The following is a 16,213-nucleotide window of genomic DNA, read 5'->3' on the forward strand; positions in this document are numbered from 1 at the left end:
AAAGGCTCCGAAGTTCGGAGCCTTTTCTTTTCTACATAAACGGACCTTATTGAGCCCTCCGCACCTTTTCCCAGATTCCCGAAGACAGTCCGTTTTTATAACGGAAATAGCCTAGAATCGCACACCAGTTCATAAAGGAAAAGTAATAGGGCACAAATAATGCCTTGATACGAAGCTTTCGATTTTCGAAATAATAACCCAACATAGCCGCCGCGTAAAAACCAACCTGAGCAATGAATAATGCTGGGTAAAACCAGCCTTCAGTCATCAATGCCAGTAATAGGTTGATCAGAAAAATCAGCGGTAAGGCAAATGGAGCTACCGCCCAACGCATCAGTCGGTGAGAAATGTACTGGAACGAAAGCCAGCCATAGCGGAAAATATTGAGCAAGTGCGGCAAGCGGGCAATGGACTGGAAACCACCCGCTGCAATGCGAACCTTACGTTTTTTCTCGTCTCCAATTGAAAACGAAGGTCGCTCCAGAGCATACGCTTCGGGATCGTAAACCACGCGAAAGCCACGACTGGCGATTCGCAGGGAGATCATAAAATCGTCGAGCAAAGTATCTTTTTCAACGTGCTCATAAAGCTCCGTTCGGATGGCAAATAATTCGCCGGCGGCTCCTACAACACTGTGTAAGTCGGTATCGAGTTTTTTCAGAAAAGATTCGTATTTCCAGTATAACCCTTCTCCAGCTCCCGCCGCTGCCTCATTATCAAAGGTCTGAATCCGTTTTTCTCCCGAAACGGCCCCAACTTCCGCATCAGCAAAATGCCGGACAATATTAGGGATAGCATCGGGATTCAGATTGGTATTGGCATCGGTATAAATCACCAGTGGGGAGTGTACTTGCTGCATGGCCAGGTTAATGGCTTCGATTTTTCCCCGCCGCTGGGCCCCGCCCATTACTGAAATTCGCTCGTTACTACCGTATTGTTGCTGTAACCATTCGGTACTGCCATCTGTCGAACCTTCGGTGACGAAAAGAATTTTTAATAAATGAGCCGGGTAATTCAGTGTTAATGAATTCTGTACTTTCTCAGCCAAGCAATTCATTTCATTATACGCCGGAATCACAAGGGTTACTTCGGGCTGATAGTTGGCGTTAAAGCGACTTTTTTTCTTTCCCCGGATTTTTACCAGAAACCAGAGAAAAATGCCATACCCCAAATAGGTATAAAACACTAGGAAAATCAGCAACCAGAACAGGCTTTCGAGAAAAAGTTGGATCATAATGTTGGCGGACAAACTAAGAGGAGTAAAGATAATTGAGGATACACTACAGCGAACGATTTTCGAATAATTCTCCCACTTTTTTAAAACTCAAAGTTAATTCATAGGTTTATTGAACAGGAAAATCCAATAATGTGTTTGTCCTGAATCATTTGCTAGCTATTTTTGCAGCCAGTCCCTGACATCATTCTCCTTATGAAGCGAGTACAAACGATATTATCCGTTCTTATGCTAGGTAGCCTGCTGGCTTCCTGCTCCTATCAAAACGCGAATACCATCGACCAGCCTGACGTTCGTAAGAACAACAAAACTGTTTACGGCGTTTCTCCTGATAGTGCTGCGGCACAGTTGAAACAAAATTGGCCTGATAAAGAAGGTGTTGCTCAGCGTGCCGAAGATATTCGTCTTAAATTATTGTCAGAGAAGGGATCTACTCATAATTAATTCCTTTTTTGAGAACACTTATACATGAAAAGCGGTACTTGATATATTCAGTGCCGCTTTTTTTGCATTAAGTATTAATTTAGCGTTGGGATTGCTTGATCTTCAATAGTCTGTTTACTTAAATCATTTTTTTAAACCTTTAACACATGAACATTGCTTTAGTAACGGGTTCTGCCGGGTTGATTGGAAGTGAGTCAGTTTCTTTCTTCGCAGATAAATTTGATATGGTTGTCGGTGTTGATAACAACATGCGGCAATATTTCTTCGGAACAGATGGTAACACCGAATGGAACCGAAACCGCATTCAAGAAAAATATTCCAACTACGTTCACCGTACCGCTGATATTCGCTCTGTTGAAGAGCTGGAAGTAATTTTTAAGGAATTTGGTGCAGACATTAAGCTGATTGTACACACGGCTGCTCAACCCAGCCACGACTGGGCTGCCCGCGAGCCTTTCACGGATTTCTCGGTAAACGCTACGGGTACGCTTAATCTACTGGAAATGACTCGTTTGCACTGTCCAGAAGCCGTTTTCATTTTTACTTCTACGAACAAAGTTTACGGAGATAACCCTAACTTCCTTCCCTTAGTAGAAACCGAAACTCGTTGGGAAATCGCGGAAGATCATGCCTATTATGAGAATGGCATCGATGAAAATTTAAGCATTGACCATACCAAACACTCCTTATTTGGAGCTTCAAAAGTAGCGGCTGACGTACTTGTGCAGGAATACGGTCGGTATTTTGGTCTGAAAACGGGTATCTTCCGCGGTGGCTGTCTGACAGGACCCAACCACTCGGGAGCACAGTTACACGGATTCCTATCTTACCTGATGAAATGTGCCATTACGGGTAACTCTTATACCATTTTTGGGTACAAAGGCAAGCAGGTTCGAGATAACATCCACGCTCATGATCTGGTGAATATGTTCTGGCACTTCTATCAGAATCCACGGGCAGGCGAAGTGTACAACGCCGGTGGTGGTCGTTTTGCCAACGTTTCCATGCTGGAGGCCATCAAAGTGTGTGAGGAAATCACCGGTAACACCATGAATTATACGTATTCAGACACCAACCGCATCGGTGATCACATCTGGTACGTTTCCGATTTATCGAAATTTAAAGCTCATTATCCCGGCTGGAACTGGACGTACGACATTACGTCGACGCTTTCAGAGATCCACGATGGAATCGCTGAACGTCTGCGTCACGCCTAGTTTGAATTTTTAGAATAACGGAAAAAACGCCGGGCTTTAAAGTCCGGCGTTTCTGTTGTTAAACCCTGAGTTACTCCACTGATTAATATCGAAATAGTGCCAGGAAATTCTATCTTTGCTATTCATTTATCAATTATCGTCCATTCGTCCAATCCTTCCCTTTTTATGAAACTCAGTGTTGTTATTCCAGCTTATAACGAACAAGATTCTATTTCTGAAACCTTGCTGTCGTTGTATAAAACATTAGCTCGGGAAGGAATTGAACACGAGATTTTCGTCACTAACGATAATTCAAAAGACAATACCTTACAGGTTTTACAGCAGTTATCCCTGCAAATTCCAACGCTCCATTATGAAACCAATCTGGGGCCCAATGGCTTTGGGTATGCCGTTCGGTACGGTCTGGAGCGTTTTTCGGGCGATTGCGTAGCGGTTATGATGGCTGATATGTCGGACGATCCCGAGGATTTAGTGCGATATTATTATAAAATGCGGGAAACCGATGCTGACGCCGTTTTCGGCTCCCGCTGGATAAAAGGAGGCAAAGTCATTGATTACCCAGCCTTAAAAAAGACGATTAACCGGGTAGCCAATCTGATCATTCGAATGATGATTGGCATTAAGTATAACGATACCACCAACGCTTTTAAACTCTACAAACGTGAAACGATTGAAGGAATTAAACCCTTTCTTTCTCCGCACTTTAACCTCACGGTTGAGCTACCGCTGAAAGCTTACGTTCGGGGGTATTCCTTCGAAATTATTCCCAATTCCTGGACGAACCGGAAATACGGCGAATCGAAGCTTAAAATTAAGGAAATGGGTAGTCGTTATTTCTTCATTCTACTCTACTGCATGATCGAGAAATTCTTTTCTCGCGGTGATTTCATGAAGAAAAAAACAGCTAAAACGACCTCGGTAAGCCGTTAAGTTTTTAGTTTTCTGATAAGTTATAACAGAGAAGGCCGGTGATGATTAGTCACCGGCTTTCTCTGTTATACTAAGATTTTTACTGTTATTAGAAACGATTACTTCCTTTTATAAAAGACAAAGCCATTTTCGGAGCCTATTTTTTGCAGTTGTGGCATGGTATCGGTTTCAGCTTCAAAGTAGTTTTTAGTAATGACATATACAGGTTTATCTACCTCAGGACTACGTAAAGCCCAATCATCCTGCCAACTACTTAAGTGGCGACCGGGCTGCTGACGAGCGTAAAAATAGGGAGCATAACTTCGGTAACGATAGGTAACAATGTAACAATCTTCCCCCTGCCGGGCTTCCAGAAAACGGATGGCTGCCGCCTGTGAAATGCCTTCAATTCGGTTAATAAAGAAGCCGAGTGTTAGCGTAATAAAAACTGCTGTTCCCAGAAACAATGTCGTAACGCCTTTGGAGTATTGCTGACGATTAAAGAAGTATAACCCAGCAGCCAGAACTATCGCCAGAACTACGCCAGGTGTGGCTTCCCAGCCCGTCCAGGTAATTTTGGCATCCAGGTTAGCTACGGCGAACGTATCGTTAGCAATTTTCGATTGAATCCAGTTAATGTGATTAGAAAGGATGGGTAAAGCGATGGTTAACAGCACGAAAATGCCACCCGAAACGATCAGACTTACCTTCATCCAGGTACTGAACCTCACACGTCCTTCCCACATTCGTTGCAACGTTAGGGCTGCCAGGTACGTCAAAGGGAAGTAACACATCGAAGAATAATGCACGATCTTCGATTTGACTATTGTAAACAGGATCAACACCACCCAAAACAGAATTACCATCCACTTCTGATAATCCCGCTGATAATCGGTTTCTCCGGCCTGACTTCGGAAGCTCAGGGCTCGCAGAGCAAACGTACTGGCGGGAAAACAGCCAAAAAATAGAATGACGAAGTGATACCCCGGAAAACCACCGTGACCAGCATCGGGGGTAGAGAATAAGCGGTAACTGTATTTAATGAACTCCTGAAGATACCAGAATCCATTTTTGTAGGTTTCAATGCCGTACCAGATGGCCGTTACCACCGACGTCATTAATGCAAAAATGATGAACTGTAAAGGGCTGATGTAGAACTTAAAGCCGTTCAGAACGAAGTATACGCCCAACGTCAGTGAAACGATAATGAATGCGACGGGGCCTTTGGTAAGCATACCAATGCCGAGTAAGAATCCGCCCAGCAATAAATAAAACCACTGTCCTCTAGGTAATCGAATGCTAAAGCGGTCTTTTTTCCAGCGGAAGAAGATCACTCCGTTTAAGCCCAGGAAAATCCAGAGGTTAAACCACGGATCGATAATCCCGGAGCGAAAATATAAATGCGGCAGAATAGAACCGAAGTAACAAGCTACCCACAGCAGGCCAAAACGGCGGTTGAAAAGCTGCTCGCCCAGATGGTATAATAAAATCAGCGTAATGATTCCACAAATGGCATTAGGCAAACGAGCGGCAAACTCTCCTACCCCAAAGACGTTCATGGCTAGAGCCTGAAGCCAGAAAAAGAAGGGTGGCTTTTCCCAGAAAGGCTGAAAATCAATGTGTACACGTAGGTAATCCTTGAGAACAATCATCTCCCGGGCAGCTTCGGCGAAGTTGATTTCATCCCAGTCGAACAAATGGACATTCCCTAAAAAAGGGATGAAAAACACACCTGCCACGAGGGCAATGAGAATTGAAGTGGTAATACGATTCATACGGAAGGATATCCCTGAACGGGATAGCTGTTACCTTGCTGAGTTTAAGATCGGTCAGTACGTACCTGGACTAAACCGCAAAAGTAGGCTTCCCCAAGGGTTTTCCAGAATGAATCCGTGCTTATTTACGCTGGCTTTATAACCACAAACAAGACAAACTAGCCCCTTGGGTGTTTTTTCCTTCGTAGAACGTCGTATCCTGCACCATTAGTGTCTCCCCATCTGAACCTAGGTTCCAGAGTTCGCCGTGCAGGAAGACCCCCATACCGCTTTTGATATTCGCCTCTTTATTGGCTCTGCCAACGAAGCTGTATTTCTGCCAGGCCTCCTCTTCGGTGATTTTCGAAACATCGTCCCGGGCATCGGCGGGCGTCAGGTACTCTTTATAACCCGACCAGGGAACCCGGAAAAAGTTATTCATGGTAATGATCGCAGGGACGGCCACTATGGCTGGTTTTTTTCCGCGAATGGTAGTATAAGCTTCTGAAAACCAGGAATCCTGATTGATTAATACCGCCAGATTTCCGGCAGGTGTTTCAGTAACAGATAAGTCAGTGATTTTTCCGGGCGTAATAAACTTACGCTCCGTTTCACTTAAATGTGTTTTGCGAACCAATCCCCCCAGCGAGCCATCGGGTAAAAACACCCCCGAAACGTTGTACAGCGAACCTTGCTCTTCAAACATCAATTTCTCCTCCCGAATAGAAGGTTCAGGCAAGGGAATCGTTCCGGCAACAATGGTTACATCATAGGTGCTGGCCAGATGTGAAAAAGTCTGCTGATAAATCGTAGCCATGTCCATCGCTTTCATGGATAACAAGGCATAACTGGCCTGATCTTTAATGCCCGGTGGAGCCTGCATCCGTGACGATAGAAACGAGAAATAATTACTGTATTTGAGCGTTTTCATGGCCTCATCAAGGCGAGACGTCGTGTATACTTCGCGTTTTTCACCGGCCACGACTAACCATAATCCGATATTTTCGGGTAAGATCACAATGCTTTTGCGATTCAGCCAGCCTTTGCGGCGAGCTTCAGCAAAATAGCCATTGAGTTTCTGGAAGAAGGCCTCTTCGCTGGAATAATCAACGGCTAGCATGTAAGGTTGAATTCCAATCAGGTTTCCCCGACCTGAATCGCGGCCTACTTCTGCAAACGATCGATACTGCACGTCTGCGGGGGGCAGGGCAATGTGCCGATTTTTATTCGACCAGATGACATAAGTGGCCCAGGCCACCATACTTACTCCGGCTATGATCAGTGTACTTTTTTTCAACATATAACTTCGTTGAATTCTATCGTTAAGGAGCTCTGTTACTATAAGTTGACAATCAGACAATAAAACTCACTGAAGTTTAAAGATCTTTTTTAATTACCAAAATTATCCCTGATTCTGTGGATTATTTGTCGATAATCAAGTCAAAAATTCTTTTCATCCTCAACTATACCTACCAAAGCTTTTGTAAAAAAGCTCCCATTTCCATCAGCCAGGCTACACCTAGGTGAATGGCAATTCCTCCCCAGATCGTACGGCTTTCGTAAGCCAGAATTCCCAGAATGTACCCGCCGAAAACGGACCCAATGGTTTCGCCAAGCGGTTTACCAAAATGAATGCAGGCATACACCGCAACCATTGGTAACACGGCTCCGCGTCCCAGAATCTGGGCCATTCCAATAATCAGAAACCCACGGATGAGTAATTCTGTCGAAATAAAGTCAAAACCGTAACAGCATTCAAAAATAAGAGCAGTTACCCAATTAGGTAGCTTCAACGCTTCGGCCGCTCCCCATCCTTTATAAACGGGATAGGTTTGCAGAAAACTCGGTTGAAAAGAAGCCCAACCAATTAATGGAACCATAAGGAGTAACATTAACCCGTACATTTTCAAGCTGGCTCCATCGGGCCGAAAACCGTAAAAGTAAGAAGATTGCCGATCCACCCAACGGTAGAAAATATAAAGGGGTAACCAAATGGTCAGGGCTGAACTCAGGTTAGAAAAGCAGTAATGAGCAAAGCTATAGATATGCTCAAAAACCGGAAACTCGGTAAGCTGTTGGTAACCCGTATAATCCTGCCACCAGGCCATAATAAACAGGCCAAATACGCTGAAAAGCCAGAATTTTGGGGCTTTTAGAATCGTCTGCTTTCCGTGCGAAAACAGCCAGAAAGCCGCTACGCTTAGGTAGACCGTCGCATCAAGCACAAAAAACAAAACCAGACGAATCCAGCTACCGCGATAACTATCGATAATACTATCTTCCAGATCAATCGTATAATTCAGCGTAATCCAGGCGGCCATGTAGAGGGCCGTTACCCCGTATAACGAGGGTTTAAAGTCTTCCCGGATAAAATCAGTCAGATAGGTAATCAGTTTTCGCATGGGTTTGTCATTCTCAAACGAAAAAAGGCCTTGACACGAAAATGCCAAGGCCTTTTTTCTTCTAATTAATAAATTAGAATTGAGCTCCTACTTCTTTCAGAACGGCTTCAATGCCTTTCTTATTGATCGTGCGGATTGCTTGCGTAGAAAGTTTGATCTGAACCCACTCACCTGTAGAAGGGATGAAGAATTTCTTCGTCTGCAGGTTTGGATAGAACTTACGCTTCGTTTTGTTGTTGGCATGCGAGACGTTGAAACCCGTCTGCGTTTTCTTGCCCGTGATTTGACAAACCCGTGCCATAGTAATACAATTTTATGAGTTATCGATGTACCGGGGACCGGCTTAATTTCTTGAGAATCAGCTTTATTCAAGCAGTTCTGTAAAACGAGTCGCAAAGATAACTTTTTATTGGGAATCAGCAAAATACACTTTTGATATTTCAGGTAAAATGCTGAAATAATCGTTACTTTTTATTCTACTGCATCCGGGCGGATGAATCTGTGTCTTTTTCCATCCCTGAAATATAGAGATACTGCGTAGGTAAGGCAAAGGCAAGGCCACGTTTCTGAAGCTCTTCATAAATACGGATATTCACCCGCTGGTGTACATTCATATAAACCGTATAATCGGCATCAAGCACAAAATAAACAATCTCATATTCAAGGCCATAGCTTCCATAATTCATGAAATGAGCCCGGTCAAACCGAACAGGACTTTGCTCCTCCACTACCTGTTTTAGCAGGGCCGATACTTCGGCCAGCCGCTCCACTGGCGTTTTATAATCCAGTTGAATTTTGAAAACCACCCGCCGCTGTTGCATATTCTTGTAATTGTGAATACGCGAGCCCGTTAAATCACTGTTAGCAAAAACCAGCATCTCGCCAGAAAGACTTTTGATACGTGTGGTTTTCAGCCCAATGTAATCCACCACGCCCATTTTGGTATCAATGATGATGAAGTCACCCACTTCAAACGGACGGTCAAAGAAAATCACGAAGTAATTAAAGACGTCGCCAAGAATATTCTGAGCCGCCAGAGCGATAGCAATACCCCCAATCCCCAGACCGGCAATGATCGTTGAGACGTTATACCCCAGGTTATCGATGAGAAAGACAATGCCAAGTATCCAGATGATACTATTAATGATGAGCATTAAGCCGCCCATTTGCTTGACTTTTTCCTCCCCCTGAGCCTGTCGACGCAGATTTGCCTGAAGAAGTAATAAAATGGCCGATGAAAGAATCCGAATGACGAGAATGGTAATAATAATCGTCGTGGCAATGGTAACGATTTTATCTACTTTTCGGGAAAGCCGGAGAAAATCCAGAGCGAAATAAATCACCGCAAAGTTCAGAGCTGGTATCCCGAAACGATCCATACTATCGACGAGGTAATCGTCAAAATAGCTCTTGGTACGGCTGGTCAGAATCTTCAGTTTGGCAATAATGTACTTTTTGAAAAGCCTTACCAGCAGCAGACCTAGCATGATTATCCCCAGGGTAATGAGGTAATCCTGAACGGTGTTTCGCCAATAAACTTTTTGCAGGAAATCCAGATTAATCATACGTTGAAATGTCGTTTCTGAAGTAAATAGAGCCTTGGGTTTGAGTTAAGATTCGCACCCATTACAACCTTTGCGTGATTCAGGTTGAGTAAAACAAGCGAAAATATCCCGAAAGATACCGTGCCAGTTCCCGTAAAATTGGCTCTGGCCAAATCCCTTTTCCAAGATTTTAGAGGTCGATTATCCTGAAACCCGGCTCGGGGTCTTACTTTTGAAGCTCATTTCTTTTCTCAGATTTTTTACTTTCAGTCGTATGACCGCTGGCCTTCGTTCGCCGCTGGAGCCAACCCTTCAACGTCATTTTAGCTGGTTACTTGTTCTCGGGATTATTCTGAATGCCCTCGGCCTTTTTACGCCCATCCTGGAAACGGACGGAACGCTTTACGCTACCATTGCTAAAAACATGGCTCAGGCCAACGATTTCATTAACCTGACCCTTGAAGGCGACGACTGGCTCGACAAGCCCCACTTTCCATTCTGGGTTACGGCCATTAGTTATAAAATTTTCGGGTATACCTCTTTTGCCTATAAACTGCCGCCTTTCCTCTTTTGGCTGGCTGGTGCTTACTACACCTATCAACTTGCCCGGTTACTTTATTCCACTACCGTGGCTCAGTTAGCCGTACTTTTTTACCTAACTGCCGAGCACCTACTAATCTCCAACGTCGATGTACGGGCGGAACCTTACCTAACAGGAATGGGCATTGCCAGCGTTTATTTCTTTTACAAAGCTTATCGGAATCACACGCTCTGGCCTATTCTCTGGGGTTCGCTCTGGACGGCGGCAGCCATTATGACTAAGGGGCTTTTCGTAATTATTATTATCGGAGCTGGTTTTGTGATTGAATGGGTTGTCAAAGGCGACTGGAAGCAATTCATCTCACCCAAATGGTATCTGGCGATTTTCCTGACTGCTCTTTTTTCAATGCCAGAGCTTTACACCTTATATGTGCAGTTTGACTTACATCCAGAGAAGGTAGTTTTTGGTAAAACGGGCGTTTCTGGGCTTTACTTTTTCTTCTGGGAAAGTCAGTTTGGGCGGTTTATGAATACGGGTCCCATCAAAGGCAGTGGCGATCCGCTGTTTTATACCCACACGCTCCTCTGGGCTTTTCTGCCTTGGTCGGCCTTATTATATGTGGCTATTTTCACGCGGTTATTTAATAAAAACGGCTGGAAAGATCGTGAATACGTGGTAGTGGGAACATCCGTGTTTTCCTTTATTATCTTCTCGGCTTCTAAATTTCAGTTACCGCATTACCTGAACATCCTGTTTCCCTTCTTTAGTATTCTGACTGCTTTTTATCTAGCTCAGATCACCAAGGAAACGACGACAAAACGGGTCATTTACTTTCAGTACTTCGTTGCTATCATCCTTTTTTTGAGCACCTTGTTAGGAATTTACCTCATTAATATCAATCATGCTTTAGTGGTAGGAATCGTTGTGGCTGTTGTCGCAGGAGGTCTATTATATTTCTTTCCGGCCAAAAGCATTACCAACGTCGTCGTGTTATGCTTTATGGCTTCGGTGCTGATGAACGGAATTTACAGTGCGGTGTTGTACCCCGACATTATTCGGTATCAGTCTGGGAACACCGCGGCAGATTATATTAATGAACACCCGGAAATAAAGGGCGTTACCGTCATTCGTAATAATCCCATCAATTTTGCTCTGGAGTTTTACGCGAACGTGCCCCATACGGCAACGATACTGGAAGAGTTACCTTCAATTCCCGCTGAAACCCCACTCTTCATCGAAACTTCATACCTTGATCTGTTACGTGAACGAGGCTATGGAGTAACCATTCTGAAACGCTTTCCACATTACCACATCAGTAAGCTAACCATGAAGTTTATTAACACGAAAACCCGTCCGGCGGAGCTACAGGAAACCGCATTGGTTGCGATAGTGAAGAAGTAAACCTGCGATGATGTGCACAAAAGCCAGCCCGACAAGCTTGTCGAGCTGGCTTTTTCAGTTAATCACCTTCTTCGAGTTCAAAAATACTCTCAAGCGGTTTACCGAAATACTGGGCTATTTTGAGAGCCAGCACCGTAGAAGGCACGTATTTATTCGCTTCAATGGCATTAATTGTTTGGCGGGACACCTGCACGGCTTCCGCCAGCGTAGCCTGTGTAATGTCTTTAATCGCTCGCTCTACGCGAATGGTATTTTTCATGCGTGTTTCCTCTTTTGTCTCAAATCATGGGCGTCACTCGTTTTCCTTTAAAAAGAAAAGGTTGAATGTATAAAACCCAGTTAAAGCGGACGATGAAAATGATCAACGTCGTAAAGACATTGTAGATCAAAACGTCGAGGTATTTGAAACTATATACCATCAAGGTTGCCAGAATAATAAAAACAGTATTTAATAACACACCCCATTGCAATGATTCAAGGCGTACCTGAGCCACCCATTCATCTTCGACTTTTTCTTTTGAAAAAGCCACAAATAGTAAACCTAGCGTAAGACCAATGGTAATGATTTCGTCCAGAATATTGTTGCTAACGAAATTTTGAATGCCTAAGTCTTCTTCATCATCGATTATCACCAGCCACTTAGGGATTTTAACTTCAAAATAGCTTGCATAGGGTTCAAATTGTTCTATAAAATTTGAGCGGCTCACATAAATGATACCTAAAATCAGAAATGGAATGGCTAACCACCAGCCCAGTGGCTTGCACCAGTGAGGAAAAAGGAAACGAGTTTTCATTGCATTAGATAGTTGTTAAAGAGGAAAGTTATTTTTACCAAATGTAAAACAAACTTTACTTAATGGAAAAATATTTTGTCAACTATTTTTTGCTATAAACAAAAAACGCTGGCAAGATTATAGCCTTGCCAGCGTTTTCATAACTATTGATTACTGAATCAATTAGCTTACCACTTCCACCTTCACATTCAGTTCTACCTCGTCCAGATCAACTGTGACGGCATCTGTTAGGGTTTCAAGTACATTTAGACTCAGAGCCTGTACTTCCGTACAGATGTATTCACGATTGGCTTCCAGGGCTGCTTTTACCAGTTCTTCCGTCGTTGAAACGGAGATGGATATTTTGTCAGCTACTTCGAAACCGCTGTCTTTCCGCAGGTTCTGAATCCGGTTGACAAACTCGCGAGCGATACCTTCGTGGCGTAATTCTTCCGAAATACTTACGTCCAGAGCCACCGTCAAACCATTTTCCTGAGCCGTCAGGAAGCCGGGTAAGTCTTCGGTCAGAATTTCTACATCAGCAACCGTGATTTCATGAGCTCCGCCTACCGTCAGCGTTCCAGCTTTTTCGAGTTCGGCAATATCAGCCGTACTCATGGCCTGAATCCCAGCGGCTACTTCTTTCATTTTCGGTCCAAATTTGGGTCCGAGAGCTTTGAAGTTAGGCTTCACTTTTTTGTTCAGTACACCCGAAGCATCGTCCAGCAGTTCTACTGCCTTCACGTTTACCTCGGCTTTAATCAGCTCTTCTACCCGAGCCAGACGCTGTTTGGTGTACTCGTTAAGTACAGGTACCAGCACCCGCGAAAGCGGCTGACGTACTTTGATTTTATTAACCTTCCGAATCGAGTGAACCAGCGAAGACACCCGCTGAGCCAGCTCCATGGAAGCTTCCAGTTCTGGATCGATGTAGTTATGATTTGCCGCCTGTAAGTCCGTCAAGTGAACAGAAGCCACTACCGAATCGCGATTACCAATCGTTAGATTCCGATATAACCAGTCGGAATAGAACGGAGCAATCGGCGACATTAACTGAGCTACTTTCAGCAGACACTCCTGCAACGTTTCGAAGGCAGCTCGTTTATCAGCCGTTAATTCACCTTTCCAGAAACGTCGGCGTGACAGACGAACGTACCAGTTAGACAAGTGATCAGACACAAAATCCTGAATTGCCCTTCCAGCTTTGGTAGGTTCGTAATCAGCGTAAAAACCATCCACATCCTTAATAAGCGAGTTGAGTTTCGAAAGAATCCAGCGATCCATTTCGCTTAACTGCTCGTAAGGCACACGGTTGGCCTCATCCGCCGTATATCCATCCAGATTCGCGTACAGAGCGAAGAAATTATAGGTATTGGTCAGCGTGCCGAAAAACTTATTACGCACTTCCGTTACCCCACCTTCCAGATTAAACCGCAGGTTATCCCAGGGGTTTGAGTTCGTAATCATGTACCAGCGAATCGGATCGGTACCGTATTTGCCTAAAGCTTCAAAGGGATTGATTACGTTACCCTTCCGCTTGGACATTTTCTCGCCGTCTTTGTCCAGTACCAAACCCGTCGAAACAACGTTCTTGAAGGCGACTGAATTATTCAGCATCCCCGAGATTGCGTGCAGAGTAAAGAACCAGCCCCGCGTCTGATCAACTCCTTCGGAGATGAAATCAGCAGGATAGCTCTTTTCAAAAATATCCTGATTTTCAAAGGGATAATGCCACTGAGCATAAGGCATCGCTCCCGAATCAAACCACACATCAATCAGATCGGACTCCCGCTTCATTACTTTACCAGACGCCGAAACGAAGTAGATATCATCGACATAAGGACGGTGTAAATCAAAATCTCCCGTACCCACTTTCGCCAGATAACTTTCGTTGGATGCTTTCTGCTCGGCGGTTAAGGCTGAACTTGCTAATGTGTTCGTTAAAGCCGCTTTCAGCTCTTCAATGGAACCGATGCAAACTTCTTCACCGTCTTCACTACGCCAGATCGGCAGGGGCGTTCCCCAGTAACGACTACGACTTAAGTTCCAGTCCACCAGATTTTCCAGCCAGTTCCCAAAACGACCCGTTCCCGTGCTCTCGGGTTTCCAGTTGATCGTTTTGTTCAAAGCAACGAGTTCGTCTTTTTTAGCCGTTGTTCTGATAAACCAACTATCCAGCGGATAATATAATACGGGTTTATCCGTCCGCCAGCAATGGGGATAGGTGTGGTCAAACTTCTGAACGTTGAAGGCTTTGTTCTCCGTTTTCAGTAAGATCCCGATGCGTTCATCCACTGAAAGGTATTTATCCCGACCCTGTTTTTCACGTTCAGTCTCCTTTTCAGCATCCGATAAGTATTGTTCTTTGACAAACTCTTCGGCGAAGTCCGTTACCTCTTTGACAAAACGACCGCGTTTATCTACCAGAGGAACATCCTTACCCATTTCGTCCTTTACCATGATCGCCGGGATGCCATTCTGCTGGGCTACCCGGAAATCGTCCGCTCCGAAAGTAGGAGCGGTGTGAACGACACCCGTACCGTCTTCTGTCGTTACGAAATCACCTAAAATTACCCGGAATGCCGGAGTTTCAGGCTGTACGTAAGGCATTAACTGTTCGTATTCGATACCTTCGAGGTGTTCCCCCTTCAGATCCATCAGCACTTTCCAGGGAATTACTTTATCCCCAGCCTGATAAGCGAATAGATCACCCTCTTTTCCTTTTTCAGGAAAATAAGCAGCTACCCGGTCTTTTGCACAAACCACGTTAACTGGCAGGTGCGTATAAGGGTTATAAGTCTGAATGAGCTGATAAGTAATATTCTTCCCAACGGTCAGAGCCGAGTTAGAAGGTAACGTCCAGGGTGTAGTGGTCCAGGCCAGAATATAGATTTCATCGCTGTCGGCGGCGTCGAATAAATAACCCGATTTACCCGTCAGTTTTACTTTAAACTGAGCCACGATGGAAACATCTTTTACTTCCTTATACGTACCAGGCTGGTTGAGCTCGTGCGAGCTCAGTCCCGTACCCGCCGCGGGCGAGTAAGGCTGGATGGTATAGCCTTTGTAAAGTAAACCCTGTTCGTGCAAACGCTTGAGCAGATGCCAGACGCTTTCAATGTATTCGTTGTGGTAAGTCACGTAGGGACTGTCCAGATCAACCCAATAACCCATTTTTTCGGTCAGGTCATTCCATTGATCGGTATACCGCATGACGGTTTCCCGGCATTTACGGTTGTATTCCTCTACGCTGATTTTCTTACCAATATCTTCTTTCGTAATACCCAGCTCTTTTTCTACCTGTAATTCAATGGGCAGACCGTGCGTATCCCAGCCACCTTTGCGTTTTACCTGACGCCCTTTAAGCGTTTGGTAACGGCAGAAAATATCTTTAATGGACCGAGCCATTACGTGGTGGATCCCTGGCGTACCATTAGCCGACGGTGGTCCTTCGTAAAACGTAAAGCTGGGTTTACCTTCCCGCAGTTCAATGGATTGCTCGAAAATCCGGTTCTCTTTCCAGAACTGCCGGATTTCATCGGCAACGGCGGCATAATCGAGGTTTTTGTATTCGGGGAAATTCATGATGCTATGGTATGGAAACAAAAGACTAGAATCTATAATATCAACAATGACGCCGATGTACTTCGTTCCACGCTTCAGTGGAAGACGATAGATTTACAAAAATAGGACTTTCGGGCGAGAAAAGATAGCAGTAAGCTTCCACGGCCCAGTGCTTTCCGTCTTCCTCTGCCTCTGTGATTCTACTTTTCTGTTAATGAAGCAGCTTTACATCGGATGTTTTCCGAAAGCTTGTTACTTCTGGTTTTCAACGGTATGTATACCTGGTGTTATTCGGGTAAGGCGAGCTTTACAAATCCGCTTCGCCAGTAGTGGTAATAGAAGTAATGGGCAAGCAGGGTTCAAACGTGGTTTAGTAAGGTACGCTAGGACATACCATTTTCTATTAAGATTCCTGGATACCTTTGCCAAC

Annotated in this window: 13 protein-coding genes; 4 read left to right on the forward strand and 9 right to left on the reverse strand. The window is 44.5% G+C overall.

The genetic code is table 11. The annotated features are described in order from the left end of the window. Window positions 1–46: 46 nt before the first annotated feature. A complete protein-coding gene (locus QE357_RS00460; RefSeq protein WP_309704934.1) occupies window positions 47–1,234 on the reverse strand; it encodes a glycosyltransferase family 2 protein in 1,188 nt (395 codons plus the stop codon). Between the two features lie 195 nt (window positions 1,235–1,429). On the opposite strand from QE357_RS00460, the gene QE357_RS00465 reads away from it, so the two are divergent. The 3 genes from QE357_RS00465 to QE357_RS00475 all read left to right on the forward strand — a co-directional run bounded on the left by QE357_RS00465 (window position 1,430) and on the right by QE357_RS00475 (window position 3,825). Further along, window positions 1,430–1,678, forward strand: a complete 249-nt coding sequence (locus tag QE357_RS00465) for a hypothetical protein (RefSeq protein ID WP_157830385.1) — start codon at window positions 1,430–1,432, stop codon at window positions 1,676–1,678. Window positions 1,679–1,824: 146 nt separating this feature from the next. Then, on the forward strand, window positions 1,825–2,895 hold the full coding sequence (locus tag QE357_RS00470; protein WP_106637440.1) for an NAD-dependent epimerase/dehydratase family protein: 1,071 nt from the start codon (window positions 1,825–1,827) through the stop codon (window positions 2,893–2,895). Window positions 2,896–3,060: 165 nt separating this feature from the next. Beyond that, window positions 3,061–3,825: a glycosyltransferase family 2 protein gene (locus QE357_RS00475; protein ID WP_106637439.1), complete on the forward strand. Its 765-nt coding sequence runs from the start codon at window positions 3,061–3,063 to the stop codon at window positions 3,823–3,825. 98 nt (window positions 3,826–3,923) lie between these two features. Here QE357_RS00475 and QE357_RS00480 read toward each other — a convergent pair whose 3' ends face one another. From QE357_RS00480 to QE357_RS00500, 5 genes are all read right to left on the reverse strand, one after another. Further along, the gene (locus QE357_RS00480; RefSeq protein WP_309704938.1) at window positions 3,924–5,579 is read right to left on the reverse strand and encodes a glycosyltransferase family 39 protein; all 1,656 of its coding nucleotides are present in this window, start codon (window positions 5,577–5,579) and stop codon (window positions 3,924–3,926) included. A gap of 136 nt (window positions 5,580–5,715) precedes the next feature. Then, window positions 5,716–6,858 carry a nitrilase-related carbon-nitrogen hydrolase gene (locus QE357_RS00485; protein ID WP_307141627.1) on the reverse strand — a complete coding sequence of 381 codons (1,143 nt, stop codon included), beginning with the start codon at window positions 6,856–6,858 and terminating at the stop codon, window positions 5,716–5,718. Window positions 6,859–7,027: 169 nt separating this feature from the next. Beyond that, window positions 7,028–7,960: a type II CAAX prenyl endopeptidase Rce1 family protein gene (locus tag QE357_RS00490; protein WP_309704940.1), complete on the reverse strand. Its 933-nt coding sequence runs from the start codon at window positions 7,958–7,960 to the stop codon at window positions 7,028–7,030. Window positions 7,961–8,033: 73 nt separating this feature from the next. Further along, window positions 8,034–8,261 carry a 50S ribosomal protein L28 gene (gene rpmB / locus QE357_RS00495; protein WP_106637435.1) on the reverse strand — a complete coding sequence of 76 codons (228 nt, stop codon included), beginning with the start codon at window positions 8,259–8,261 and terminating at the stop codon, window positions 8,034–8,036. Between the two features lie 175 nt (window positions 8,262–8,436). Beyond that, window positions 8,437–9,525, reverse strand: a complete 1,089-nt coding sequence (locus tag QE357_RS00500) for a mechanosensitive ion channel family protein (protein ID WP_232793756.1) — start codon at window positions 9,523–9,525, stop codon at window positions 8,437–8,439. Window positions 9,526–9,778: 253 nt separating this feature from the next. Here QE357_RS00500 and QE357_RS00505 point away from each other — a divergent pair, with 253 nt between their 5' ends. Continuing rightward, complete coding sequence (locus tag QE357_RS00505) at window positions 9,779–11,446, forward strand: glycosyltransferase family 39 protein (RefSeq protein WP_309704943.1); 1,668 nt, start codon at window positions 9,779–9,781, stop codon at window positions 11,444–11,446. Between the two features lie 58 nt (window positions 11,447–11,504). Here QE357_RS00505 and QE357_RS00510 read toward each other — a convergent pair whose 3' ends face one another. The 3 genes from QE357_RS00510 to ileS all read right to left on the reverse strand — a co-directional run bounded on the left by QE357_RS00510 (window position 11,505) and on the right by ileS (window position 15,804). Beyond that, the gene (locus tag QE357_RS00510; RefSeq protein ID WP_106637433.1) at window positions 11,505–11,705 is read right to left on the reverse strand and encodes a helix-turn-helix transcriptional regulator; all 201 of its coding nucleotides are present in this window, start codon (window positions 11,703–11,705) and stop codon (window positions 11,505–11,507) included. Window positions 11,706–11,724: 19 nt separating this feature from the next. Continuing rightward, window positions 11,725–12,240 (reverse strand): hypothetical protein, encoded by a 516-nt coding sequence (locus tag QE357_RS00515; RefSeq protein ID WP_309704945.1) that lies wholly within the window; start codon window positions 12,238–12,240, stop codon window positions 11,725–11,727. Window positions 12,241–12,402: 162 nt separating this feature from the next. Continuing rightward, complete coding sequence (gene ileS / locus QE357_RS00520; RefSeq protein WP_309704947.1) at window positions 12,403–15,804, reverse strand: isoleucine--tRNA ligase; 3,402 nt, start codon at window positions 15,802–15,804, stop codon at window positions 12,403–12,405. Window positions 15,805–16,213 lie beyond the last annotated feature (409 nt).

This window comes from Siphonobacter sp. SORGH_AS_0500 (assembly GCF_031453245.1).
Taxonomy (GTDB): domain Bacteria; phylum Bacteroidota; class Bacteroidia; order Cytophagales; family Spirosomataceae; genus Siphonobacter.

What these genes read in the sequence shown, in the direction of transcription:
- QE357_RS00470 (WP_106637440.1), top strand. Translation starts at nt 1,825, where the DNA reads ATGAACATTGCTTTAGTAACGGGTTCTGCCGGGTTGATTGGAAGTGAG.
- QE357_RS00505 (WP_309704943.1), top strand. Translation starts at nt 9,779, where the DNA reads ATGACCGCTGGCCTTCGTTCGCCGCTGGAGCCAACCCTTCAACGTCAT.
- QE357_RS00480 (WP_309704938.1), bottom strand. Translation starts at nt 5,579, where the DNA reads ATGAATCGTATTACCACTTCAATTCTCATTGCCCTCGTGGCAGGTGTG.
- rpmB (WP_106637435.1), bottom strand. Translation starts at nt 8,261, where the DNA reads ATGGCACGGGTTTGTCAAATCACGGGCAAGAAAACGCAGACGGGTTTC.
- QE357_RS00500 (WP_232793756.1), bottom strand. Translation starts at nt 9,525, where the DNA reads ATGATTAATCTGGATTTCCTGCAAAAAGTTTATTGGCGAAACACCGTT.
- QE357_RS00465 (WP_157830385.1), top strand. Translation starts at nt 1,430, where the DNA reads ATGAAGCGAGTACAAACGATATTATCCGTTCTTATGCTAGGTAGCCTG.
- QE357_RS00460 (WP_309704934.1), bottom strand. Translation starts at nt 1,234, where the DNA reads ATGATCCAACTTTTTCTCGAAAGCCTGTTCTGGTTGCTGATTTTCCTA.
- QE357_RS00515 (WP_309704945.1), bottom strand. Translation starts at nt 12,240, where the DNA reads ATGAAAACTCGTTTCCTTTTTCCTCACTGGTGCAAGCCACTGGGCTGG.
- ileS (WP_309704947.1), bottom strand. Translation starts at nt 15,804, where the DNA reads ATGAATTTCCCCGAATACAAAAACCTCGATTATGCCGCCGTTGCCGAT.
- QE357_RS00485 (WP_307141627.1), bottom strand. Translation starts at nt 6,858, where the DNA reads ATGTTGAAAAAAAGTACACTGATCATAGCCGGAGTAAGTATGGTGGCC.
- QE357_RS00510 (WP_106637433.1), bottom strand. Translation starts at nt 11,705, where the DNA reads ATGAAAAATACCATTCGCGTAGAGCGAGCGATTAAAGACATTACACAG.
- QE357_RS00475 (WP_106637439.1), top strand. Translation starts at nt 3,061, where the DNA reads ATGAAACTCAGTGTTGTTATTCCAGCTTATAACGAACAAGATTCTATT.
- QE357_RS00490 (WP_309704940.1), bottom strand. Translation starts at nt 7,960, where the DNA reads ATGCGAAAACTGATTACCTATCTGACTGATTTTATCCGGGAAGACTTT.